Origin of the sequence: Candidatus Avelusimicrobium alvi (assembly GCF_958451995.1) — a bacterium.
GTDB lineage: Bacteria > Elusimicrobiota > Elusimicrobia > Elusimicrobiales > Elusimicrobiaceae > Avelusimicrobium > Avelusimicrobium alvi.
Map to the genome: position 1 here is coordinate 93,799 of NZ_CAUDSG010000001.1, position 23,630 is coordinate 117,428.

Below are 23,630 nucleotides of genomic sequence, written 5' to 3' on the forward strand. Positions count from 1 at the left end.
TGAAACGACGGGGAAAGCCGCTTCCTCTTTTATTGTAACATAAAACCTGTTTTTTTGCACCGGGGGCGTTTTCCCGTCGGGTAAAAGCATTTCTCCGTAGAAAAAACACATAAAAATCCCCGCGTTTTAGGCGGGGAAAGGCTAAAAAACGACGGGGAAAAGGGCCTACCAGTCCGCGTCTTTGCCCAAAACGGACACCGGCAGCTCCGCCCCGAACGTAAACGCGCGCGGCAGTTCGTGCACCGTCAGCTTCTGGGCCAGATAGGTGCGGATAATGCCCAGGTGCTCGGGTGTATAGCCGTCGCTGAGCACAATAAAAGCTTTCAGCCGGCAGCCTTCTTCGGGCCGCATCAAACGCACCCGGCACGCCTTGACGGCGGGATGAGCCGCCAGCACCTGTTCCACATGCTTGGGGAATACGTTAATGCCCGCCACCTGCACGCATGCGTCGCTGCGGCGCAGGGGGATTAAACAGCGTTCGTTTTGCAGGTCCACATGGTCGGGCAGCAGCAGCCAGTCCGGCTGGGACAGGCGTTTAATCCGGGGCTGGCCTTCCGGCGCGGATATATCCCAGAACGAAAACACTTTAAACGGTTCGCCCGCCTGGTGGCGGTACGCGATGGCGCCGGTTTCGCTTGCGCCGTAAATTTCGGTAAACCGGGCCAGTCCGGCGCCGTACAGGCCGCGGATGGTCTCGTCTTTGCACGGAGCGGTGGACGAGAGCGCCTGCACCCCGGCGGGAAATTTATTCTGCGCGCGCAGCCAATAATTCCAAAACAGCGGAAACCCGGCCACCAAATCCCCTTCCCGGAGGATTTTTTCCCACGGCTGGGTGGGAAGCGCGGGAATCGCCGCGACGGGCACGTTTAAAGCGTGCGGCAGGGTGACGGTAAACGAAAAGCCGTACAGATGGCTGGACGGCACCAGCGACACGATGCGCTTTACGTCTTTAAACAACGGAGCCGCGCCGAAGGCTTCTTCTTCCATCATTTCCACGGTGTGCGCGCACTTTTTGGGTTCGCCGGTGCTGCCCGAAGTTAAAAAGGTAATCCGGCGGGTCTTTATAAAAGAAGCGTACGCATAATCGGTCATTAGCTCCAAAGAAGAAAACACCCGGGGCTCGTAGCCAAACAATACGGCGGCTTTTTGGGAAGCGGACTCCAAAATATCGTGCGGCAGGCGGGAGAGCAGGTCGTCGGCGTTATCCGTTTCAAAAACGGCCAGCGCGTCGGCCTGGCGGCGCGCCAGTTCGGTGCGAAGCACGTCGGAAATCATACGTTTTACGTCATTTCTGTTAAGCATAAGGTTCAGCCTCCACAAGCAATTCGGCTCCGGCAAAAACGTCCCGGAAGGCAAAAGGTTGCCCGGCGGACAACAGCCGGCAGATTTCCAGCGCGCCGTGTGCGGCGGTGGAAACGGAAACGGGCGCGGCGCAGGACGGGGCTTCTTCCGTGCGCGAAAAAGAAAAACGGCTGACGGCAAAAAGCGTTTTATCCGTCGGGCGGAAAGACACCACAAAAGCCGCCGCCGCGCGGGCAAACGGCCCGGCGGGCGCACGCAGAACGGGGGCAAACAGGGCGGGATGCCGGGGCGCAAGAGCGGCCGCCGCGGGATTTACGTCTTCCGTTACCGCCACGAGCGCGTCCGCGCACATGCCGCGCGCCAGAAACTGCCGGGCGGTCAGCAGGGCGCCCGCAAATGAAAAATCAAACTGTCCCGTCGTTACGCACGGGCCCGACAAGTGCAAAAAAGCAGAAAGCGTCAGCCCCGTGGAATTATGCACCGACCCGGCGAACGCGGTGGGGGAGGAAAGTTCGTCCCCGTCGTCAATAATCGTATCCATAAACTTACAGGTGCTCTCCAGCGAGCCCGCGCCCACGGCCACGCTGAGCCCGGTGTTTTTAGGCGCGTTCACGTCCAGCCCCGCCGCCGACATCGCGCGGAACGAGCAAAGCAGTGCGTTTTTGGCGATGCCTTCCATACGGCGCAGGCGGCGCGCTTCGGCAAAGGGAAGAAAATCTTCGGGGCGCGCGTCCCCGGTAAGGGCGGAAAAACCGTTAATATAAAACTCAGCCATAATAATCCTCCGCGCCCAGCACCACGGCCGCATTACAGCCGCCGAAGGCCAGCGAGTCCGACAGGGCGGCCCGCTTCGTAATTTCACTCGCCTGCGTTACGGGGGCAAACCCCAGCGTTTCGTCCGCCCGGGTAAACCCGAAAGTGGGGGGAATGATACGGCGGTTTAAAGCCTGCAGACAGAGCACCGCTTCCACCGCGCCCGCCGCGCCCAGCGTGTGCCCCGTTACGCCTTTGGAACCCCATACGGGTACGCCGGACAAAAGAGCGTTAAACGCGGCGGCTTCGGCCGCGTCGTTGGCCTGGCTGGCCGTGCCGTGCGCGTTGACAAACGCCAAATCCCCGGCGGACAACCCCGCCTCGGAGAGAGCAAAAGAAATCGCTTTTTTAAGGCCCTTGGCCTCCGGGTCCGGCGCGGTGGGGTGGAACGCGTCGCACGCGTTGCCGTATCCCAGCACGTAGCCTTTGGGCGTGAGGGAAAACTCGCGCGCCAGCGCATCGCTCACCAACAATAAAGCGGCCGCACCCTCGCCTATATTAATGCCGGCGCGGTCTTTGGAAAACGGACGGCAGCGCTCTTTGGAAGCAATCAGCAGGCGGATGAAACCGTCATAGGGAATTAAATTGATTTCATCGGTGCCGCCGCAGAGTACGGCGTCGCACAGGCCGGAGTCAATCCAGCTTTTGGCCAGGCCGATGGCATCGGTGCCGCTGGCGCAGGCGGTAACCACCGTCTGAAACGGTCCGGTAAAACCGAAGCGGCGGCTGACGGCCTGGGCCGTGGAAGAAGAAAAATAATGCGCAAGCCGCTCCGCATCCCCGTCCGCTGTATGCCCCGCGCGCCAGTTCTTGTACACGTTAAAACAATGAAACGACGCATCCACCGACGTACCCACAATCACGCCCACGCGTTTGGAAGCAAGCTCCTGCGGCGAAACACCCGCCTGCAAAAACGCTTCGCGGGCGGATTCTAAAAAGAAAAACAAACTGACGCTTTGACGGGGCGGACACTTTTGTAACACTTCTTCGGGGAGCATAAAAACGGGGTAGGCAGCGGCGTAAGCGCTCTCTACCCGCCCGGCGGGCAAAGCAAAACGGGCGCGCCCCGAAAGCGCGCCTTCAAAACAATCTTCCGCCGTCAGACCGCAGGCGCACAGGCACCCCGTCCCGGCGATTTGAACGCCGCGTGCGGTCATTATTTTTTCCGGTTTTTTTCCACGTATTCGGCCAAGGTGCCGAGGTCTTTAAAAACAGCGCGGCCTTCCTGCATATTTTCAATGGTAATGCCGTACTTTTTCTGAAGGAGCATAATGAGTTCCACCGCGTCCAGGCTGTCCAGCCCCAGGCCCTGCTCGCCGAAAATGGCGTCGGAAGCGCCGAATTTGGACAAGTCGGCCCCGCCCAAATCAATGTTGGCGGAAATCATCTGTTTAATTTCATCTATGGTCTGTTGCATACGGAGCGTTCTCCCAGAGGTCAAAATAATTAAAAAACTGATATGGATATTGTATTACAAATTCTTCCAGCGCGTCCACGAATTGTTGGGCAAACGGAACATAATTTTCGCGCGCCGCGCCCAGCTCCGGCACGCGGATTACGCCGCACGTGCGGGTGGAAAAGCGGCCCTTTCCCTCCCAGGGGAAAAACATCACCGCCGCGGGCGCGCCCGTGGCGGCGGCCAGGCGGTAAAAACTGTACGGCACGCGGATGCGCCCGCCCAAAAACGAAACGCTTACCGCATTTTTTTCGTCCCCAAACACCCTGTCCGCCATCGCGCAGAGCACTTCGCCTCTTTGCAGGGCGGTCATCATTTCCACCACGCCGCCCAGCGGCCCCGCCGGATTAATATAGGCAAACGGCGCGGCGCGGCCCGCGTGCTCGGCCACGGTTTTATCGTTGTCTTTGGGGTTGCGGTAATACAGCACGTTCTTTTTAACGGGCAGGAAATCCAGTAAATTAACGGCCAGCTGCCAGCAGCCCGCGTGCGCGGAGAGCAAAATCAGCCCCTTTCCTTCGGCCAGCAGCTTGCGGCACAGCTCCCGTTCTTCTTCGGTGGAAGAAACGCCCGTGCGGCCCAAAATCCCCAGGGCGGCCCGGTCCACCAGCGTACGGCCAAAGGTTAAATTAAGCAGGTACGTATGTTTAAAAAAAGCCCATTTGCTTTTGGGTTTAAACCGCCGGGCAATATACGCGCGCGACTTGGCCGACACGGCGGGGGAAAGCGAATAAAAAAGCGCCACAATATACAGAAACAAATACGCCAGGCTCCGCCCGCCCGTAAAAATAAGGGCGTACATAAAACGGTGTTTTACCTTAGACGCCAAACTGCGCCCGGTGTGTTCTTTATACGCGTCCACGCAAGCTCCTGTGCAGCATAAATCCCGCCAGCCACACGATTATAAACGCAGCCGCCGCCAGCAAAGGCGCCACGACCAGAGACCCCAACACCCATTCCCACACGCGCTGTAAAAACTGGCGGCCGAGCGTGGTTAAGTTAAACTCCGTCAAAAAACGCCCGTAACGCATAAAATACCCGGCTTCTATGCAAAGAGCGGGCACAATCGGCCCGATGCAGAGTTTTTCAAAAGATATGCTTAAAATCTTGTTTAAATTCCACCAGCCCGCGCCGAAAAACAACATTACCTGCCGGACGCCGGGCAGCGCGATGCTCCCGCAAAAAATGCCCCACGCGGCGGAAACGGCGTTGCGCGTAACATTGCCGGGCATTTTTAAATTTTCCGCCATCACTTCCCAATACCCGCGCTTGCTGATTTTGCCCGTCTTTCCGCTGGGGCCATACTGCCGGTGGGGAATGGGAAGCATGGAGCGGATGGTCAAATAGGTGTTCAGCACGCTCAGGCGGAAGTTGTCTTTCAGCAGGCTGAAGTGGGAGATGCGGTCCTTTGGGTACTCTACGGAAACGTCCACTTCTTTTAGCCCAAAGCCAGCCCACAACGCGCGCACGGGGACCTCGGCCTCAAAAGCGTAGCGTTTGGAAAAAAACGACAGGCACAACAGCATTTCCACCGGGTACACGCGGTAGCCGCTTTGAATGTCGGACACGGCCTTCCCCGTCTGCAAATGCACCCAAAACCCGCCGAATTTGCGCCCGAATTTAGACGAGGCCGGCACGTTTTCCGCCGCCGAAAAACGCCGCCTGCCGATGATGATTGCTTTGGGGTTTTCCCGCGCGGCGGCGCACAAAAGGGGATAATCCTTCGGGTCGTGCTGGCCGTCCGCATCCACGGTAACGATATGCGTAAACCCGCGGGAAGCCGCCCAGCGGGCCGCGGCCAAAATTACAGCGCCTTTGCCGCGGTTTTCGTCAAAACGCACGAAAGAAACCGGCAGGCCTTTTAAGAGTTCTTCCGGCGAACCATCGCTTCCGTCGTCAAACACCGCCACGTTTGGATTTTGCGCCAAACACCCTTCCGCCACGCGCCTGAGCGAAGCGGAATGGTTATAGTGCGGGATGACGATGAGAATTTTCATTTTTGTTTAACGGAACCTTCTTTCCACGCGTTAAAGAAATCCCGGGTAAATTCGGGCCATTCAAATAAAAGGTTGTGGTCTTTGTCCACCATCAACTGCACGCTGCAGCCGCGCGCCATTACCTTTTGATTCTCGTCTAAAATCGTAAAGTCATAATTCAGGCGCGCCGATTCGCAGTAAAACAGCCGGGCCTTAATTTCATATGTTTTGGCGTAGAGCAGGGGGGCGAGATAGTCCACGTGAAACTGCCGGAGGGGAATCATCACGCCGTGGTCGTAAAAATCCTGGTAGCCGATGCCCAGGCTGTCGCCCAGCGCCACGCGCGCGTCTTCAATAAATCCGGCGTAGTGGCCGTGCCACATAATGCCCATCGGGTCAATTTCGTTAAACCGCACCGTGCGGAAAACCGATTTTTCCAGCGGCGCCGGCGCACCGGCGGGGGTGGAAAAGTATTCAATCTTCTTCATAAAATATCCTCTTCTATTACCCGGGCGGAAAAAATAATCTGGCTGAATTTGCGTCCGTCCGCCGGGTCCGCGAGTTCTGCCAAAAACTGCCCGTCCGGGCGGGGGGAAAGCATAACGCGCACGTCCGCGCCCGGCAGTATCGGACGCATAAATTTGGACCGCCCGACCGCTTTTATTTCAAGCGGCCTGCCCGTGCGGCGCGAAAGCGCGTCCGCGCACAGCCCCATCTGGCAGACGGCGGGCAAAAGCGGGTTGCCCGGAAAATGCCCGCTAAACGCCGGGAAATCCGGCGCGATACGGTACAAAAAAGCGTCGTCCGACGCGGACACAAAACAATTTTTTAAAGCGGCTTCTGCGGACATTGAACCCCTCCCGCGGCCTCGGCCTCAAACGTGCCCCGGCTTTTGGCGTCGTAGTATTTCATTTCTTTATTCGGGCAGAACGTAAACAGTTCCGCACGCGCAAAACGCCCGAACGCCGCCACGGCGCGGGAAGGCAGCCGGGGCACTTTGTAATACACCCGCACCTCCTCCGGCGTAACGCTCATATCCAGCATTTTGCTGCCCACATACGAAAGCACCACCACGCGGGCGGAATGGCTGTCGTACTGGGAAACGGCGGTAAAATATACGCCGTACGGCAAATACGCGCCGTTAATAAGGGCGGCCTCTTTCGGGTTTACCGTTGTATCCGGCGCGGGCGCGTATATTACGCCCGAAGCGCACCCGGCGGCCAGCGCGCAGAAAAGTAAAATCAGTCCTCTCATTTCTCCCCCTGTAAAAAGGCCGGAAGCACAAAAAGCGAAGCCAGCATCGCCCCGCCCACGCCCAAAAAGGACGACAGCCCGATAATAAACAATACGCCGTGTTTGGCAAACGCCAGCACGCCAAAGCCCGCCAGCGTGGAGAGTGCCGCCGCCGCCAGGGCCGAAGCCGGGTAGGCGTTGGCGTATTCTCCGCCGGACGAAGCGCGCCGCATCAGCTGAAAGATGCCATAATCAATGCCTATGCCCATAAGAAGCGGCAAAAACACCAAAATAAATAAATTTACGCGCACGTTAAACGCCCAGAAACAGCCGAACGTAAAACACGCCGCCAGCACCACGGGCACAAACGCCAAAAAGGCCGTTTTCCAGCTTTTAAACGCCCAGCGCACGGCGGCCAAATTAAACAGCAGGGCCAGGAGCACGATTTTTAACGCTTCTTTTTTAACGGCGTGAATCAAATCCGTCTTGAGTTCGCTGGCGGAGAGAAAAACCGCGCCCGCTTCGCGCGCGGCGGTTTCGTATGCGGCGGTGTTGGGAACTATATTCACGACGGCAAAACGCCCGTCTGCCAACTCTGCGGCGGGATTATAAAGCTTGGTAAAATCAAACGTATCCGGCGCGGGTTCGGCAAGGACCTCTTTAAAAAACGGTTCAAACGCGGCGGGTTTTAACCCCAGCTTTCCGGCTTCTTCTTCAATCAGAAGCCGCGCGTAATTAGCGCGGGAGGCGCTCCAGAATTCCCGCCAGCGCGCCGTATTTTCCGCGCGCGCGGAATTGGAAACAATCACTTCGCTTACGGCCAGCGGCGCAGGGAGACGGGCAGAAAGTGCTTCGTTATGCTCCAGGGCTTCTTCCGGCGTGGCGCCAAACACAAACAACAGCGCGCTGTTTTGCGATACGCCGGAAAATACCCGGTCAAAGGCGGCTTTGTCCTGTTTAAACTGGGCGGAAGTAGAGTTTAAATCTTCCACGTCGCCGCTGAAATGCGCGCGCGTAACGCCCAGCGCACCGAAAGCCAGCAAAAATACGCACACCAGTACGGCCGCCCGGCGCGGCAGTACGGGAAGAGTATAGCGGGGGGAAGCCTGCGTTTCCGGCGGCAAATCCGTCCAATAATGCGGGAAAATATACAGCGCGAGCAGTAAAGACAATAGCAGCCCCGTTACCGAAAACACGGCAATCTGCCTAAACAGCTCCACCGACGAGCAGAGCAGCGCGGCAAAGCACAAAGCCGACGTCATAAAATTGCACAGCAGGTGCTTTTTCATATGTGCGGCGGTTTCCCGCGCGCCGGCGCGCGTGCGTTTAAGCGCAAAAAAGATATATACCGAATAATCCACCGACAGCCCGGCCACCACGCTCCCAAACCCCAGCGTAATGCCGGAAAGCGAACCGAACACCCGGTAAGTTACCAGCGCGGCGGGGGGCAGCACCAGCACCGGCAGTAAATAAATGAGCAGCGCGGTTTTGTGGCGGAAAAAATACCAAAACACCCCGGCCAGCAATACAAACGCCAGCAGGGTAATTTTAAGCAAATCGGCCTGGATGACGGCCACGTTTTCCACCGTGTAGCGAAGCGAGCCCAGGTAAAACGCTTTGGCGGAAGAAGAAATATCCGCCGCGGCCTGCGAAAACCCTTCGGCAAACCGCCGCGCGGCGTTAAAGTCCGCCGTTTCGCCGGGGAAGTCGTACGGGCCGATCAGCGTTTTTCCGTCGGGGGAAGCGAGAAAACCGTCCCGGTATTCAAGCGCCGTGCCCGCGCCGAACGCGGCCATTTTGGCGGCCATTAAATCGGTCAGGCCCAGCGGGTCGGCCAGAATTAAATCTTTTAAAAAGAAACTTTGAAAGGAAAGTAAATTCTCGTAATTCTGCGCCATCCGCTCCCGCACGGCTTCGGGCGTTAAGCGTTCGGCGGCGGCCTGCGCGTCTTTCGCCGAAAAACGGTACGGCAGGCCGCGGTAAAGCGTCAGCGCAAAATCCGGCCCCGGGGCGGGGGGAAGCGTCAGCAAACCCCGCCGGACGAGGTCCGCGCGCAGCTCTTCGGCGGCCTCCTGCGCGGCCTGGGCGGTGTCCGCCGTTACGCCTATAAAAATTTTTTTATTTAAGGGGGAATGTTCAAACAGCTCCACCCGCTCCCGCACGGCCGCGGGAATCATGGCGTGGATATTTTCGTCCAGCTTCACGCAAGACAACAGCGCCCCGCACCCCAGCGCCCCCGCTAAGAGCAGTGCGGCGGCGGCCTTTTTATGCCTGGCGAAAAAATCCCATCCGTTCATTTAAAAGCATCCTGCGGCAAAGGCCGGTTGGTTTCGGTATCCAGAAATAACAATGTAGTGGAATCCCCGCCGGGTTCGGCCATTTCTATTTTGGACAGAGCCTGCGGATTGTCCGGCGCGAACCAGACGGTTATTTGTTCCAGCATACGGTTTTTGTCGGACAGCGGTTTCAGTACCGCTCCGCCGTCAAAAAACGTTACGGAGTACGTTTTGGAAAGCGTGGGCAAATCAAACGCCAGCCACACCAGCATCTGCGCCGCGATGTTGCGCGCCATTACGCCCTTGACGGCTTTTTTAACGCCTTTTTCCAGGCGGAAGGTATGTTCCCCGTCAATCACAAAACCGTTTTGGAAAGGTTTAGTATATTCCCAGCGGATGCAGGCGGGATTTTTTTGAAATGAAAACACGCCTTCGCTCACCACCGGTTCGGTTAAAAGAGCCATGCGTTTTTCCTGCACGAAACGGCTGTGAATCGTATCCACCGCCGCAAAACGCGCCGCTGTTTCCCGTGCGCGGGCATCGTCCGCTGACGCAGCGGCCTGCGCCGGGCCGTCCGACGAGCCGGACGAAACCTCTATTTGGGCCTCCGCCGCGCCGGGCTTTTGAACGTCAGGCGTTTGCGCCCCCAGCGCACCCGCATACAATACGCACAACAAAACCGTTAAAAATTTCATTTCGCCTCCGGGGGAGTATTGCCTTCCCACATAAAAATATACACCGTGCCCGCCGCCAGCGTTTCACTCCCGCGGCGCACTTCGCCCGACACAATGCGCGTGCCCATAAAATCGTCTTTTTGCACCACGTGCGTTATCAGTTCGTCATTCGCGCGCGCGTACGAAAAAACTTCAAATTCGCGCACATTGGCCAGGTAGCCGCCGCCTTCGGTGGACAGGCCGGCCAGCCTGCGGCGTTGGGCTTCGCACGCGGCAAAACTCTGCGCGATAATTTCGCAAAACGCTTCGGGCGCGAGCGTGCCGTCCTGCCGCAAAAACAAATGTTCCGGGCCGACCACGCTTTTTACGCGCGAATCCGCCGGGTCCGCGGACAGAATTTCATCCACCAACAGCATCGGCGGCTGGTGCGGCACCAGCGTGCGGATTTCGTCAAACGCCGGCATACTTAATGCACGCGCGCGGCTTCCCGGCTGATAGCCAGGTCCAGGTTGCGCACCCACTGGTTGTATTTCGGGTGGATTTTATGCTTCTTGGCGTTGTAGCGCATATTATCGCTGGAAGCGTACTCAATGGAATAACTGTTTTGGGTATAAGGGATGTTGACGGTTACTTCGTGCCCGCGCGTATACAGATTCCCCTTGATAAGGCCGGGGCGCACCGCGCTCATCGTCCAGCGTTTGGCCGCGCCGCCCGCCAGAATGGCCTGTTCCATCGTAACGCCGGAGCCCAGCACGACGGTTTTATTTTCAATGTTGTACACCGGCGCGAGCGAGCGGCACCCCGCCGCCAAAAACGCCGCCATTAAAAGTATGCCTAATGTCTTTTTCATTTAGTCTCCTCTAAAAACTGCATAATTTGGTTTTTCACCGCGCGCGCCATTTCCAAATGCGCAAGCGGCCCCGTAAACTCCCCGGGCATTACCGCCGGGAACGACTTTAAAATAATTTCAGCCGGACGCAGCCGTATACTGCCCGCGGGCAGCATTTTGCCCGTTCCGCCAATAGCCGCCGGCACTACGGGAACACCCATCATTTCGGCCAGATAAAACGCCCCGCTTTTAAACCGCGCCTGCGGATTCTTGCGCGACCCCTGCGGAAAAAGCATAATGTCGCACCCGTTTTCCAGCGCCGCTTTACAGCGCGCCAGCATTTCTTCGGGCGGCGTTTTTTCGGCGTCCAAATAACCGGCGGCGTGCATGACAAAGCGGAAAAACGGCAGCCGGAACACCCAGCCTTTGGTAACGTAGACCACATTGTCAAACCCCAGCGCGGCCACGCAGTATAAGTCCAGCGAGGAAGCGTGGTTGGCGGCCACAATGCACGGCCCCTGCGGGCGGGGGGCGCGGCTTACTTTAAACCCGCGTGAACACAGGCGCACAAAAAACAAAATGCCCCGGGACTGAAAGTATACAAACTTGCGCACGTTGCGCCCTTTTTCCCCGGGGAACAGCCACAAAAACGGCCCGGCCGCAAGACCGGAAAGAAAAAGCCATAATATGGCCGAGGAGCCTATTATGGCCGTGTTAAAAAGGGTGCGCAGTGCGTACATAATTCAGTTGGCTTCGTGTTCCCGCGCGAGTTTTTCAATAAAATCGTACAAATCGTTTAAAGTAACGATGGAGCGGATGTCGTATCCCTGGCGCAGCGTCATGCCGAACTTCTGCTCCAGCACCACCACCATATCCACCGCGTCTAAGCTGTCCAGTCCCACGTCGTTTTGCAAATGGGCGGAAGGAACCAGCTGTGCGTCGGTCAGTTCAAATTCTTTTTTAAGGGCTTCATTGGTCAGTCTGATAATCTCGTCTCTGGTAATCACTGGGGTCTCCTTAAAATTAAAGAACAATTGTTTCCGCCGATGGCGAAACTGTTCTTCAAAATAATTTTTACCGGGCTTTCTTCCGTTTGGCGCACGTATTCCAGCCGTGCGCAGCGTTCGTCCGGCGCGTGTAAATTTTGGGTAGGGGGAATCACGCCCCTCCTGAGCGTTTCCAGGCACGCAACGGTTTCCAGGCTTCCGCTCGCGCCCATCGTGTGGCCCAAATGGCCTTTTAAACTGTTTATTTTCACACCCGGACCGAACACCGCCGCGGCGGCCTGCGTTTCGGCGATGTCGCCTATTACGGTGCCCGTCGCGTGCGCATTTAACAAATCCACTTCTTCGGGTTGAATGCCCGCGTCCGCCAGCGCGGCCTGCATGCATTCGCGCAGGGTTTCGGCGGACGGATACGCCATATTTTCGGTTTCGGTGTTGGACGCAAAACCGATGATTTCGGCCAAAATCTCCGCGCCGCGCGCCTTGGCGCTTTCTTCGCTTTCCACAAAAAGCAGTCCGCACCCTTCCGACGCTACCAGCCCCGTACGGTCCTTGTCAAACGGGCGGCAGGCTTCGGCGGGGCGGTCGTTAAAATTGTGGCTGGTGGCCTGCATAATGTCAAAGCACGCGCTGAACATCGGGTGGTATTCTTCCGTTCCGCCGCAAAGCGCCTGTTTTACAAAGCCCGTTTTAACGGCCATATACGCAAGCCCCGCGTTCATCAGCCCCGTCGCGCACGCGTCCGACGCGCCCACACAGGGCCCGTTGATTTTTAACGCCTGCGACACCGTAGCCAGCGGTGAATGGTTCATAATCTGCAAAAAATCGGATGTTTTAACCAGCTCCAAATGCCCGCCGTGGCAGTGGGACGTAATTTGCATCCACACGGAAATGCTGTTTAAGGTGGAGCCCATAAAAAAGCCCAGGCCCTGCGGGGCGGACTCGTATCCCGCATGCCGGAGGGCTTCTTGGGCGGCGGCGTAGGCGTAGAGCGCCATGCGGCTCATGGAGCGGCGGTCCCGCCGGGGAATATACGAAAAATCCATTTCCGGCACCGTGGCGGCCACTTTGGTTTTCACCATCGGCAGCGCTTCCAGCTCCGGCACCGTATGCATACAGCCGCGTCCGGCCAAAATGCCGTCCCACAGCGCGGCGGCGCCCGCCCCGTAAGGGGAAACGGCTCCGGCACCGGTGATGACGACTTTCGTGTTGTTAGCTGGCATAGGCATCTGTATTATTATACAACTTATCGGGGCTGGTCCGCCGGACGGCCTACATGCACACGCCGCCGTTTACCTGAAACGCCTGCCCGGTGATGTAGGAAGCTTTGTCCGAGCATAAAAAGGAAACCATATCCGCCACTTCCTGCGGCCGGCCCAGACGCCTGAGCGGAATAAGCGGCAGAATTTTATCCATCGGCAGGCCGTCCAACATTTCGGTTTCAATAAATCCCGGCGATACGGCGTTTACCAAAATATTGCGTTTGGCCACTTCCAGCGCCAAACTGCGCGTGGCGCCCACGATGCCGGCTTTGGCGGCGGAGTAGTTGGTCTGCCCCGGAACGGGCGCGTGCGCGGCGGCGGAAGCAATGTTGACAATGCGCCCCCGTTTGGCGTGAATCATCGCGGCCAGCACGGTTTTGGTAACATTGTGAAATCCGCCCAGCACGGTGGAAATGACTTTCGTCCATTCGTCGTCCTGCATCCAGATAAGCAGATTGTCTTTGCGTACGCCCGCATTGTTGACGAGCGCATACGGGGTTTGCGTTTCCAAAAGCGGATTCAGCGCGGCGCGCACGGCGGCGGCGTCCGCCACGTCAAAAGGCAAAAGGGTGCAGCTTGCGCCCAGCGCTTCAATTTCGGTTTTGGCCTGCCGGGCCGCGCCGTGATTGGAATGATAGTTAAGCCAGAGGTCAAAACCGTCCCGGGCCAGCTGTTTGGCCACGGCCAGGCCGATTCCGCGGCTGCCGCCCGTTACCAAAGCGATTTTTCGGGGAGAAGAAGTGGGGGTGTGCATTTGTAAACTCGCTTAAAATAAAATAAAATTATGTATTGATATGATAACTAAAAACAACGCAAAACACAATACAAATTACCGCCGCCCGCGCACGAACGCCCGCACGATGGCGGACATAGCGTTTGACGCGCAAAAACTCGCTTTCGCGCCCATCAGCTTTCAAGCCGCGCTGGCGTTAAGAGATTTGGGCATTTTAGAATTTTTAAACGAAACTCCCTCCGACGATAAAACCGCCGCCGAAAAGCTGGGGCTTTCGCTCTACGCGGTGCAGACTTTGCTGGAAGTCGGCCTGGGGCTTGGGCTCGTAACCGTGCAGGACGGCGTGTACAGCCTAAGCAAAACGGGCTGGTTTATCCTGTGCGACCCGATGACCCGCGTAAATATGGATTTTGTAAACGATGTTTGCTACCAGGGGATGTACACCTTAAAAGAGTCTCTCAAAAAGGGCAAACCCACCGGTTTAAAAGTGTTCGGCAAATGGAAAACGGTGTACGAAGGCCTCTCCAAACTGCCGGCCAGGAACCGCAAAAGCTGGTTTGCCTTTGACCATTTTTATTCGGACATCGCCTTCCCGGAAATCCTGCCGCTGGTATTTGAACTCTCGCCCAAAACGATTTTTGACGTGGGGGGCAACACCGGCAAATGGGCCAAAAAATGCCTGGAGCACGACCGCGCCGTGCGCGTGGGGCTGGTGGACCTGCCGGGCCAGCTGGCCGTGGCCAAAAAGAATTTAAAGAAATATAAAAACCGCGTATCTTTCCACCCGGTCAATCTGCTGGATAAAAACGCCGTCATCCCCGCCGGGGCGGACGCGTTTTTGATGAGCCAGTTTTTAGACTGCTTTTCCAAGGACGAAATCGTATCCATCCTTAAAAAAGTAAAAAAAGCGTCCTCCAAAGATACGCGCATTTATATTTTGGAACCGCTGTGGGACCGCCAGCCGTACGCGGCTTCGGCGTTTTGCCTCAACCACACTTCGCTGTATTTCACCAACATCGCCAACGGAAACAGCAAGATGTACAGCTTAAAAGAAATGCAGGACTGCATTGAAAAAGCCGGCCTGAAAACCGAAAAAGTGTTTGACGGCGTGGGCCGCTTTGCCTATACGCTGATCCGCTGCACGAAATAACAATGAAACTAAAGGCGCCCCGAATCAGTAAAAAATGGATGATCTTTTCCGTTACCGCAAACGGAACGTTTATGTCCACCTTGTCGGCGGGAATCGTCAACATCGCGCTTCCCACCATGGCGGCGGAATTTTCGGTTTCTTTAGAAAACATCCAGCTGGTGGTAAGCCTGTACCTGCTGGTGCTGACGTGCCTGCTGCCCGTCTTCGGCAAACTGTCCGACATTTATAGCCGCAAATGGATGTATTTGGGCGGATTTATGGTGTTTGGACTGGGTGCGCTGTTGGGCGCGCTGTCCGGCTCGCTGGGAATGATGCTGTTTTCCCGCGCGGTGCAGGGGATAGGCTCCTCCGCCATGATGGCGACTTCGCAGGCGCTTATTGCGCAGATTTTTCACGGCGCTTCGCGCGGCAAAGCGTTTGGCGCCATCGGCGCGGTGGTGGCGGGGGGCTCCTTGGCGGGCCCGGCCATCGGCGGAGCGCTGATTCAGCTGTGGGGCTGGCCCAGCGTATTTTGGGTATGTATTCCCGTTTGTATTCTGGGCGTATGGCGCGGGATTTATTTAATTCCGCGCTTTAAGTCGGTTCCCGGCGTAAAAATGGATTACTGCGGCGCCTTGTGCTATACCCTGACCAGTTTTGCCTTTCTCTACGCCCTAAACACCGCTCCGGCCAACGGCTGGACGTCCGGCCGCATTTTAAGCGCTTTTGCGCTGTCCGCCGTGTTCTTTTTCTTGTTTCTCAGGCGGGAGAAAGTGTCCAAAAATCCGTTTATCGGGCTGTCCATTTTTAAAATTCCGGCCATTTCCTACGGCTGCGCCGTGGCGGTGCTGGGGTTTACCTCGCTGTTTACCAATTCGGTGCTGCTTCCTTTTTATTTAACCGACATCATGGGGATGGACCCCATTAAAATCGGCATTTTGATTTTACCCTTTCCGATTACGCTGGCAATCGCGTCCGCCGTATCCGGCGCGCTGTGCGCCAAATGGCCCGCCCGCGTGATTACTACGGCGGGATTCGTGTTTTTACTCATATCCACCCTGATGTTTGCCTTCATCGGCGGCGCGCCGAGCATTTCTTATATCGTACTGGCACAGCTGATAATGGGGGCCGGGTCCGGCACGTTCCAGGTGCCCAACAACAACACGGTGGTCAGTGCGGCCCCGAAAGGGAAACTCGGCGTGGTGGCCAGCGTGAATGCGCTGGCGCGCAACGTGGGGATGATATCCGGCATTGCGCTTTCCGTAGCCGTGTTTGCGCTCCGGCAGGAACATTTGTTACAAGCGGGCGTATCGGCGCAGGAGGCGTTCATCGACGGATACCAATGGGCGCTTTTATTTGGTGCGTTCTGCGCGGCGGCGGGGGGAATACTCTCCGCCAAACGGGATTAAATTACGCTATAATAGATATATCGCATTTTAAAAGAGAGGTAAAGTAAGCAGTATCCTAAGCCGCCCGGCTTAGTTACAATTTATCTGTTTTTGGAATCCTATGAAGAATAGGGGTATTTGGGAGACCAAATCCTAAGCACTTCCAAAAACAGCTGTTTGAGGCAGAATATACAAAGGGGTTGCTCCCTGAGTATATTCTGCCGAATGTTCCTTGCCATATTTATATATGGCAGGGAACTACGGCTGTTTAATGGCGGGACCGTGCTTAGGCCCAATATTATTCAGCCGTTTTTTATTGCCTTTTATTCTTCCACAGGAACACGGAGGAATAAATGGCCAATAAAACCTTACAACAAGCCCGCAAAAATAAAAGCGACGAATTCTATACTCAACTGCCCGATATTGAAGCCGAGCTAAAGCATTACAAAGAACATTTCAAGGGGAAAACCGTCCTCTGTAACTGCGACGACCCACGCATAAGTAATTTCTTTCACTATTTTTCTTATAATTTTGAATTTTTGGGCCTAAAAAAACTCATTACCACCTGCTATAAAAGCCAGGAAAGGGATTTGTTCAGCCAAAACAACAGCGAGCGTGCCATCTATTTGGAATATACCGGCAATAAAACCGGCGGACGCGTACCCGTAGCCGAAGAAATAGGCATAAAACACTTAAAAGGGGATGGGGACTTTAGAAGCCCGGAATGTATAGATCTGTTAAAACAGGCTGATATTGTGGTGACCAATCCGCCGTTTAGTTTGTTTCGGGAATATGTGGCACAGCTGGTGAAGTACAATAAAAAGTTTATTATTATTGGCAATCAAAATGCCATTACTTATAAAGAAATTTTTAAATTAATTAAAGACAATAAACTTTGGCTGGGCCGTTCTTTATCTTACATAGCTTTTCAAGTACCTCCCTACTATCAAGAAAAATCCACACGATATTGGCAAGATAGTAGTGGGCAAAAATGGCGGTCTATGGGAAATGTCTGTTGGTTTACCAACTTAGATATTGCAAAACGTCATGAAGAATTAATCTTATACAAAAAGTATACGCCTCAGGAATATCCCAAGTACGATAATTATGAAGCTATCAATGTAGATAAAGTGGCTGACATCCCCTGCGACTATTACGGCGTCATGGGCGTACCGATTACATTTTTAGATAAATACAACCCTGAACAGTTTGAGATTTTGGGTTTAGATGACCACCGTGAAATTTGGAGAGGCAGGGGACCAGATTTGAATGGAAAAGCTTTATATAGAAGAATTATTATTAAAAAAAGGAAACAATAATGAAAATTACTCTAAAAGAAATTACCGTTGGGGATTTGGTAAAAGATTATCAAGACTTGGCCGAAAACGGCGTAACCGGTTACGGCGGCAAGTTGGACATTCGCCCTCCTTATCAGCGTGAATTTATCTATAAAGACAAACAGCGCGAAGCCGTTATAGACACCGTAAGCAAAAACTTCCCGCTAAACGTAATGTATTGGGCCGTACGCCCGGACGGCGGACTGGAAGTAATAGACGGCCAGCAGCGCACTATTTCCATTTGCCAATATGTCAAAGGAGATTTTGCCTTTAATATGCTCTATTTCCATAACTTGCCCGCAGACCGGCAGGAAGAAATCCTAAATTATAAACTGATGGTATATTTTTGCGAGGGTACAGACAGCGAAAAACTGGAATGGTTTAAAACGATTAATATAGCGGGGGAGGAACTGACCGAACAGGAATTGCGTAATGCCGTCTATCACGGGAGCTGGGTATATGATGCCAAACGCTACTTTTCCAAAACCGGCTGCCCCGCCTACGGGCTGGCGGGGGATTATCTGCTGGGCTCGGCCATTCGGCAGGATTATTTGGAAACAGCTCTTTGGTGGATGTCCAAGGGTAATATAGACATTTATATGGCCAACCACCAGCACGACCCGAACGCCAGTGAACTTTGGCTGTATTTTCAAAACGTAATAAATTGGGTAAAAGTAACCTTTCCCGTATACCGAAAAGAAATGAAAGGCATAGAATGGGGATATTTATTTAATGAATTTGGCAAAAAAGCTTTTGACGCCAAAAAGCTGGAAAAAGAAATTGCCGCGCTTATGCAAGATGACGATGTAACCAATAAGAAGGGCATTTATGCGTATGTACTGGACGGGAAGGAAAAACATTTAAATATCCGTGCCTTTACTCCAACACAAAAGCGCAAAATGTATGAAGAGCAAAAAGGGGTTTGCCCATATTGCAAAAAGCATTTTGAACTTTCGGAAATGGAAGCGGACCATATTACCCCGTGGCATGAAGGGGGAAAAACGGAGCTTTCCAACGGGCAAATGCTTTGTAAAGACTGCAACCGCAGAAAAAGCGGAAAATAAAGATTGCGCTAAAACCGGTGGAATTTAATTTTTTGTATTCTGCTTTTTTTATTGCTAGAATAACGGCAGTATGCTTAAACTGATATGCCTTTTATGCTTAGTAACCGCTTCCAGCCCGTTATATGCGGCTTCTTCCCGCGCCGTAACGGAATTATTCCGGCAGGCGGCAGGCAATATGGTGCAAGAACTCCAGCGCATTCCCGGCCTGCCGGCAGAACTATGTTTGTTTTCTGCTGGTTTTGTTTCCCTTTCATCTAAATATACCGGCGCGCTGGCAGAATATCAGCCGGAGCGAAAGCAAATTGTATTTTTTCGCCGAGGGCTGGAACAATGGTTAAAACAACCTGAGGTATCAGCCTTGGACACCCCCGCCCGGGCGGCCTTGCTGGCCCGTTGCCTGGCCCCGGTTTATGTGCACGAAATGTCCCACGCGCGCGACCAAAAATGGGGGGACAGAAACGGTTTTTTATGGCCGGTTACGCTGAAAGACGAATTTATCGCCTCATTTTGGCAGTTATATGTAATGAGGTACCATTCTCTTATCCAGCCGGACTATTACAAAAACTGTCAGCCACTGCTGCCCGCAAATATTCCCGCCCCGGAAAACTGGGAAGAATATATTTACCGGCGTTACGCCGCACAAAAAGGCACGGCGCTCCCGCCCCCGCCCTTAACACAAACTCATATTGAGCAATTAATAAAAGAGGGATATATTTTATTTGAAGGGAAAAAGTTTTATCCGTCCAAAAAACAAATTTCTTTTAAACGTTTTTTAAAAAAAAGGGCCTCCTGGATACAAATAAAAAAGAAAGATTTACCCGCGTTTATAGAGAGCGAACTATACCTCCGTTATCTAAAATTAGACAACCAGCGAAACAATGAAATAAAAAATAATTTTTTATTATAAAAATAATGTAAACTAAATATTGCAGAGGTTTTAAAACTGTAGGGGTTTATCAAAAGGTTATTTGTTGGAAGTCTGTGCTGGGCAGAGGCGTGCGGATGGTTAATAGTCCGCTCATGCGAGTCCTGCAAATAACCGTTGTCTTTTCCTGTTCCCTTTTGGGAACAGGAGGGCGGCGGTTATTAGGGTTACTCGCATGGCTCTAGTAACGCCGCCTTTGTGCTTTTTGTTCCAGTATATTTCACTCAATCCACCCAGCACAGATAAATTTATACTTAGGAGCTAAAAACACATGAATAGTCAAAAAGTTCTTTCATTGGCATTGAGTGTGGCCATGTTGAACGCCTACGCAATGCCAATATCTGCCGCAGAACGTATTGTTGTGGCTAATGGAGAAACCTATTCCGTTACGAACGAAGAAATTGTAGGTCTCAATAATCCTGATCAATGGGGCGGTGCAATTTTTAATTCGGATGGAACATTAAAGGTAGAAAATTCTGCTTTTAATAACAACATTGGTTATAGTGGCGGGGCTATTACTGCTTCTACCAAAAGCACCAATGAAACAAACATTGTTAATTCTCATTTTGAAAACAACCATGCTGTTTATGACGGCGGGGCCATTGGTAACTTTAGCGCAATGACTATTTCCGGCAGTAAATTCATTGGAAATACAGCTCAGCTAACAGCAGACAGCAATGGAGAATACACCGTTGTTTCAGATGATACAACGTCCGTTGGCGGCGGTGCGATTTCTTTCGGCGCTGTTTCTTCCTCTAAAGTTGCGTCCATATCAGATACTTTATTTCAAAACAACGCCTCCGGACACGACGGCGGCGCTATTGCCACCCGCAATGCCAAACATGCCAACAATTCTGCGGCTACATTGGATATTTCCGCCACGTTTGACGGAAATAAAGCATACGACAACGGCGGCGCCATTTACAATTCCTTCTACGCCAATAACGGCCTGGGCAAAGGGGACGGTGTTACCGTAACAGGTAAATTTACCAATAACCAGGCCGGTATAAGCGGCGGTGCCATCTACAACGACGGCACAGCAGACAAAGGGGGTAACCCCGGCGGCGTAATGACTATTGCCAATGCGGAATTTACCGGCAATAATGCGGCTAGCAGAGGCGGAGCCATTTATAACAGCGGCACCCTGTCCGTAGATAACGCCACATTCAAAGCCAATACGGCTTTTGAAGGCGGGGCGATTTTCAGCGCCGGGAAGAATGACTATAAAACCAACGCTGATTTAGCGGTAACGACAATCAGTAATTCCTCCTTCACCAATAACACCTTAACTGCAGCGGATGCGGGCGGAGCGGTAGTGGCCGGACGCAATTCCAAGGTAGTTATTTCAAATTCCATTTTTGATTCCAACAAAGTGGAAGGTTCAAAAGGCTGGGGCGGGGCGATAAATTCATACGCGTCCGCCGATGACAGCCGCGGCCACAGCAAAGGCGGAATGTTAGATATTTCTGATTCCGTTTTCACCAACAACGAAGCCGCCGCCGTGGGTGCGGTGGGTATCTTTTCCGAAGCGAACCTGAAAAACCTTCACTTTGAAAACAACAAAGCCACCGATGCCGCAGATGACGGCGGCGGTGCCGTATTTTTAGGTTCCGTATCCAAAACCGCAATGGAAAACGTAACCTTTGCCAACAATACCTCCGCGGCGACGGGCGGGGCTATTTCCATGCGGGCCAACAACTTGGGCAACCATCAGGCGGCCACGCTGGACATCAAATCCGCTTCTTTTGAAAATAACACCGCGGGCACCAACGGCGGCGCTATTTTTAACACCTTCTTTAATGACGCGGCCGGTACGGGTTCTGCCTCTATTGCCTCCTCTTCCTTTACGAGTAACAGCGCGGCTAATGGCGGGGCTATTTATAACGACGGCTCCGGCGATAAAGGCGGCCACATTGCGGCCATGACCCTCAAAGACACCTCCTTTACGAACAATACCGCCAGCGGGAAGGGCGGAGCCATTTACAACCATGCCGACGGTATTATTAACTTTACGGGAACCAATACCTTCTCCGGCAACACCGCCGCGGGAACCGCCAACGACGTTTATAACGAAGGCACCCTGAATATCAACAACGGCACGACCACCCTGGAAGGCGGCGTAACCGGTACGGGTTCCGTAAACGTAAACGGCGGAACGCTCAACATCGGGGAAAGCGTCTTGCAGGCCGGCGCGGTTAAATTTGCCGCCGGCACCACGCTGGGCGTAACCTTGGGCAACAACACCATGGGCGCCATTGACGCGGGCTCTATCGCGGTAGGGGAAGACGCCGCGGCTCAAGCCAACCTGCAGGTAACTCTGTCCAAAGATTTCCTGGATACGGCTGAAATGTCCAAACAGCTTACCGCAACGGCCGTGCAAAACGGCAAGTTTGCCTTGGCTGATGTACCCAATGCGCTTTATAACGTATCGTTTAATGACGCCAGCAACACCGTTACCGCAGTGCGCAAATCGCAGGAAGAGCAAAACCAGGAAATTACAAACGCAGGCGGTAATGCTAACAATGCGGCAGTAATCAATGCCTTTACTTCCGCGTCTGACGCCGGTTCCGAAGCGGCCAACCAAACGGCCGAAATTATCAATACGCTGGCCCAAACGGATGTAAAAGCCGCCGTAGAAGCCACAACCGCTCTGGCACCGGAAGAAGCCTCCACCAAACAAGTGGTTCATACTTCCGCCAACCGCCAGCTGTTCTCTGCCATTAGCAGCCATATCGATAACGCGATGAACGCAGCGCCCCGCACATTTGCTTTGGGGAACGAAGAAGCCTCTTACTCCGACGGACAAAACTACTCCGTATGGGCTCAGGGCTTAATTAACAAATCCCATAAAGAAGAAACTTCCGGCGCATCCGCCTTTACAGGCCGCAGCACGGGCCTGGCCGGCGGTGCGGATATGAAAGTAAACGACGAATGGCTGGTAGGTGCCGGCTACGGCTATCTGCACACCAACGTCAGCTCTTTCAACCGCCACGACCGGATTTTAGGCGATAACTTCTTTGTATACGGGCAGTATCGCCCCAGCCAGCTGTTTGTACAAGCGGCTTTGAATTATGGCGATTCCAAATACGAAGAAAACAAATATCTGCCTGGAATGACGGTAAATGCGGATTATCATATTAAATCGTATGCGGCCAATGTAACCGCTGGGTATGAAATAAACGACTGGCTGACGCCCCTTTTGGGTGTGCGGTATTTGAACTTGCAGCAGGAAGGATATACAGATTCCTCCGACCAGTCCGTCTCTGCTTCGCAGGATGATTACTTATCTGCTATGCTGGGCGCCAAAGTGCAAACGGAATACCGCTTGGGCGCAGTACGCTTGAAACCGCAGGCAAACGCCGGCATTGTCTATGACTTTATAAGCGATAACACCCAAAGCAATGTTGTGCTGCCCAACGGGACCAGCTACAATATTGACGGGGAACGGCTGCACCGTTTGTCCTTTGAAGCGGGAGCTTCCGTCTCGGTGTTAGTCAGGGACAATGTGGAAGTATTGCTGGGATATACCGGCAATTTCCGCAACAGCTACAATTCCAACACCGGAATGCTGAAACTCCGTTATATGTTCTAAATAACACAGCATAGTTAAACCCCGGTTCTTTATAAAGAACCGGGGTTTTTATAATACGGTGCGCGCGGAAATTAGAAGTTTTCCGGGTGAATCATAAAGTAGGCCTGCGGGTGGGCGCACACGGGGCACACTTCCGGGGCTTTTTCGCCGACGTGGATGTGGCCGCAGTTGGCGCATTCCCACATAACGATGCCGGCTTTTTTGAACACTTCTTTGGCTTCCACATTGTGCAGGAGCTTGCGGTAGCGTTCTTCGTGCATTTTTTCAATTTTGGCTACGGCGCCGAACAGGTAGGCTAATTTGTCAAAGCCTTCTTCTTTGGCTTCTTTTTCAAAGGTGGCGTACATATCGGTCCATTCGTAGTTTTCGCCCTGGGCGGCGTCCAACAGGTTTTCCGCCGTGGTGGGAATGCCGTTGTCGTGCAAGGCTTTGAACCACAGTTTGGCGTGTTCTTTTTCGTTGTTGGCGGTTTCTTCAAAGATTTTGGCAATCTGCACAAAACCTTCTTTTTTGGCTTTGGAAGCGTAGTAAGTATATTTGTTTCTGGCCTGGGATTCACCCGCAAAAGCGGCCATCAGGTTTTTTTCCGTTTTAGATCCTTTGAGTTCCATATTGTCTCCTATAAGTAATACTTAAT

The 23,630-nt window shown here is 53.7% G+C and carries 24 protein-coding genes; 6 read left to right on the forward strand and 18 right to left on the reverse strand.

The window, feature by feature from the left end:
• Positions 1-165: 165 nt before the first annotated feature.
• The 17 genes from ACQY36_RS00455 to fabG are packed head-to-tail and all read right to left on the reverse strand — an operon-like array spanning position 166 to position 13,579.
• Positions 166-1,302, reverse strand: coding sequence for an AMP-binding protein (locus ACQY36_RS00455; protein ID WP_428077225.1), 1,137 nt, complete (start codon positions 1,300-1,302; stop codon positions 166-168).
• Positions 1,295-2,077 (reverse strand): beta-ketoacyl synthase N-terminal-like domain-containing protein, encoded by a 783-nt coding sequence (locus ACQY36_RS00460; RefSeq protein WP_428077227.1) that lies wholly within the window; start codon positions 2,075-2,077, stop codon positions 1,295-1,297. The genes ACQY36_RS00455 and ACQY36_RS00460 overlap by 8 nt, the downstream gene beginning before the upstream one ends.
• Positions 2,070-3,272: a beta-ketoacyl-[acyl-carrier-protein] synthase family protein gene (locus ACQY36_RS00465; protein ID WP_428077229.1), complete on the reverse strand. Its 1,203-nt coding sequence runs from the start codon at positions 3,270-3,272 to the stop codon at positions 2,070-2,072. The genes ACQY36_RS00460 and ACQY36_RS00465 overlap by 8 nt, the downstream gene beginning before the upstream one ends.
• Positions 3,272-3,532, reverse strand: a complete 261-nt coding sequence (locus tag ACQY36_RS00470; protein WP_428077231.1) for a phosphopantetheine-binding protein — start codon at positions 3,530-3,532, stop codon at positions 3,272-3,274. Before ACQY36_RS00470 ends, ACQY36_RS00465 begins: the two co-directional genes overlap by 1 nt.
• Positions 3,513-4,433, reverse strand: a complete 921-nt coding sequence (locus tag ACQY36_RS00475; protein WP_428071358.1) for a lysophospholipid acyltransferase family protein — start codon at positions 4,431-4,433, stop codon at positions 3,513-3,515. The genes ACQY36_RS00470 and ACQY36_RS00475 overlap by 20 nt, the downstream gene beginning before the upstream one ends.
• Complete coding sequence (locus tag ACQY36_RS00480) at positions 4,420-5,568, reverse strand: glycosyltransferase family 2 protein (RefSeq protein ID WP_428077233.1); 1,149 nt, start codon at positions 5,566-5,568, stop codon at positions 4,420-4,422. Before ACQY36_RS00480 ends, ACQY36_RS00475 begins: the two co-directional genes overlap by 14 nt.
• Positions 5,565-6,035 (reverse strand): acyl-CoA thioesterase, encoded by a 471-nt coding sequence (locus tag ACQY36_RS00485; protein ID WP_428077235.1) that lies wholly within the window; start codon positions 6,033-6,035, stop codon positions 5,565-5,567. Before ACQY36_RS00485 ends, ACQY36_RS00480 begins: the two co-directional genes overlap by 4 nt.
• Positions 6,032-6,397 carry a hypothetical protein gene (locus ACQY36_RS00490; RefSeq protein WP_428056628.1) on the reverse strand — a complete coding sequence of 122 codons (366 nt, stop codon included), beginning with the start codon at positions 6,395-6,397 and terminating at the stop codon, positions 6,032-6,034. Before ACQY36_RS00490 ends, ACQY36_RS00485 begins: the two co-directional genes overlap by 4 nt.
• Complete coding sequence (locus ACQY36_RS00495; RefSeq protein WP_428056629.1) at positions 6,376-6,801, reverse strand: hypothetical protein; 426 nt, start codon at positions 6,799-6,801, stop codon at positions 6,376-6,378. Before ACQY36_RS00495 ends, ACQY36_RS00490 begins: the two co-directional genes overlap by 22 nt.
• The gene (locus ACQY36_RS00500; protein ID WP_428077237.1) at positions 6,798-9,077 is read right to left on the reverse strand and encodes a hypothetical protein; all 2,280 of its coding nucleotides are present in this window, start codon (positions 9,075-9,077) and stop codon (positions 6,798-6,800) included. Before ACQY36_RS00500 ends, ACQY36_RS00495 begins: the two co-directional genes overlap by 4 nt.
• Positions 9,074-9,751 carry an outer membrane lipoprotein carrier protein LolA gene (locus tag ACQY36_RS00505; RefSeq protein ID WP_428077239.1) on the reverse strand — a complete coding sequence of 226 codons (678 nt, stop codon included), beginning with the start codon at positions 9,749-9,751 and terminating at the stop codon, positions 9,074-9,076. Before ACQY36_RS00505 ends, ACQY36_RS00500 begins: the two co-directional genes overlap by 4 nt.
• Positions 9,748-10,194, reverse strand: a complete 447-nt coding sequence (locus ACQY36_RS00510) for a hypothetical protein (RefSeq protein ID WP_428056632.1) — start codon at positions 10,192-10,194, stop codon at positions 9,748-9,750. The genes ACQY36_RS00505 and ACQY36_RS00510 overlap by 4 nt, the downstream gene beginning before the upstream one ends.
• Positions 10,195-10,196: 2 nt before the next feature.
• The gene (locus ACQY36_RS00515; RefSeq protein WP_428056633.1) at positions 10,197-10,580 is read right to left on the reverse strand and encodes a hypothetical protein; all 384 of its coding nucleotides are present in this window, start codon (positions 10,578-10,580) and stop codon (positions 10,197-10,199) included.
• A complete protein-coding gene (locus ACQY36_RS00520; protein ID WP_428056634.1) occupies positions 10,577-11,299 on the reverse strand; it encodes a lysophospholipid acyltransferase family protein in 723 nt (240 codons plus the stop codon). Before ACQY36_RS00520 ends, ACQY36_RS00515 begins: the two co-directional genes overlap by 4 nt.
• Before the next feature lie 3 nt (positions 11,300-11,302).
• Complete coding sequence (locus tag ACQY36_RS00525) at positions 11,303-11,566, reverse strand: phosphopantetheine-binding protein (protein ID WP_428056635.1); 264 nt, start codon at positions 11,564-11,566, stop codon at positions 11,303-11,305.
• Positions 11,563-12,786 carry a beta-ketoacyl-[acyl-carrier-protein] synthase family protein gene (locus ACQY36_RS00530; RefSeq protein WP_428077241.1) on the reverse strand — a complete coding sequence of 408 codons (1,224 nt, stop codon included), beginning with the start codon at positions 12,784-12,786 and terminating at the stop codon, positions 11,563-11,565. The genes ACQY36_RS00525 and ACQY36_RS00530 overlap by 4 nt, the downstream gene beginning before the upstream one ends.
• Positions 12,787-12,835: 49 nt before the next feature.
• The gene (gene fabG, locus ACQY36_RS00535) at positions 12,836-13,579 is read right to left on the reverse strand and encodes a 3-oxoacyl-ACP reductase FabG (RefSeq protein ID WP_428071833.1); all 744 of its coding nucleotides are present in this window, start codon (positions 13,577-13,579) and stop codon (positions 12,836-12,838) included.
• A 40-nt stretch (positions 13,580-13,619) separates the two neighbouring features.
• Between fabG and ACQY36_RS00540 the strand changes: the two genes are divergently transcribed.
• The 6 genes from ACQY36_RS00540 (at position 13,620) to ACQY36_RS00565 (ending at position 22,993) form a co-directional block, all read left to right on the forward strand.
• Positions 13,620-14,708: a methyltransferase gene (locus ACQY36_RS00540; RefSeq protein ID WP_428077243.1), complete on the forward strand. Its 1,089-nt coding sequence runs from the start codon at positions 13,620-13,622 to the stop codon at positions 14,706-14,708.
• A 71-nt stretch (positions 14,709-14,779) separates the two neighbouring features.
• On the forward strand, positions 14,780-16,096 hold the full coding sequence (locus tag ACQY36_RS00545; RefSeq protein ID WP_428077245.1) for an MFS transporter: 1,317 nt from the start codon (positions 14,780-14,782) through the stop codon (positions 16,094-16,096).
• A 332-nt stretch (positions 16,097-16,428) separates the two neighbouring features.
• Complete coding sequence (locus tag ACQY36_RS00550) at positions 16,429-17,394, forward strand: adenine-specific methyltransferase EcoRI family protein (protein WP_428077247.1); 966 nt, start codon at positions 16,429-16,431, stop codon at positions 17,392-17,394.
• Complete coding sequence (locus tag ACQY36_RS00555; RefSeq protein WP_428077249.1) at positions 17,394-18,476, forward strand: HNH endonuclease family protein; 1,083 nt, start codon at positions 17,394-17,396, stop codon at positions 18,474-18,476. Before ACQY36_RS00550 ends, ACQY36_RS00555 begins: the two co-directional genes overlap by 1 nt.
• Before the next feature lie 175 nt (positions 18,477-18,651).
• Positions 18,652-19,383: a hypothetical protein gene (locus ACQY36_RS00560; RefSeq protein WP_428077251.1), complete on the forward strand. Its 732-nt coding sequence runs from the start codon at positions 18,652-18,654 to the stop codon at positions 19,381-19,383.
• 637 nt (positions 19,384-20,020) lie between these two features.
• Entirely contained in the window at positions 20,021-22,993 is a 2,973-nt protein-coding gene (locus ACQY36_RS00565) for an autotransporter domain-containing protein (RefSeq protein WP_428077253.1), read from the forward strand.
• A 71-nt stretch (positions 22,994-23,064) separates the two neighbouring features.
• Here the strand turns inward: ACQY36_RS00565 and rbr are convergent, their stop codons facing one another.
• Positions 23,065-23,604 (reverse strand): rubrerythrin, encoded by a 540-nt coding sequence (rbr, locus tag ACQY36_RS00570; protein WP_428056643.1) that lies wholly within the window; start codon positions 23,602-23,604, stop codon positions 23,065-23,067.
• Positions 23,605-23,630 lie beyond the last annotated feature (26 nt).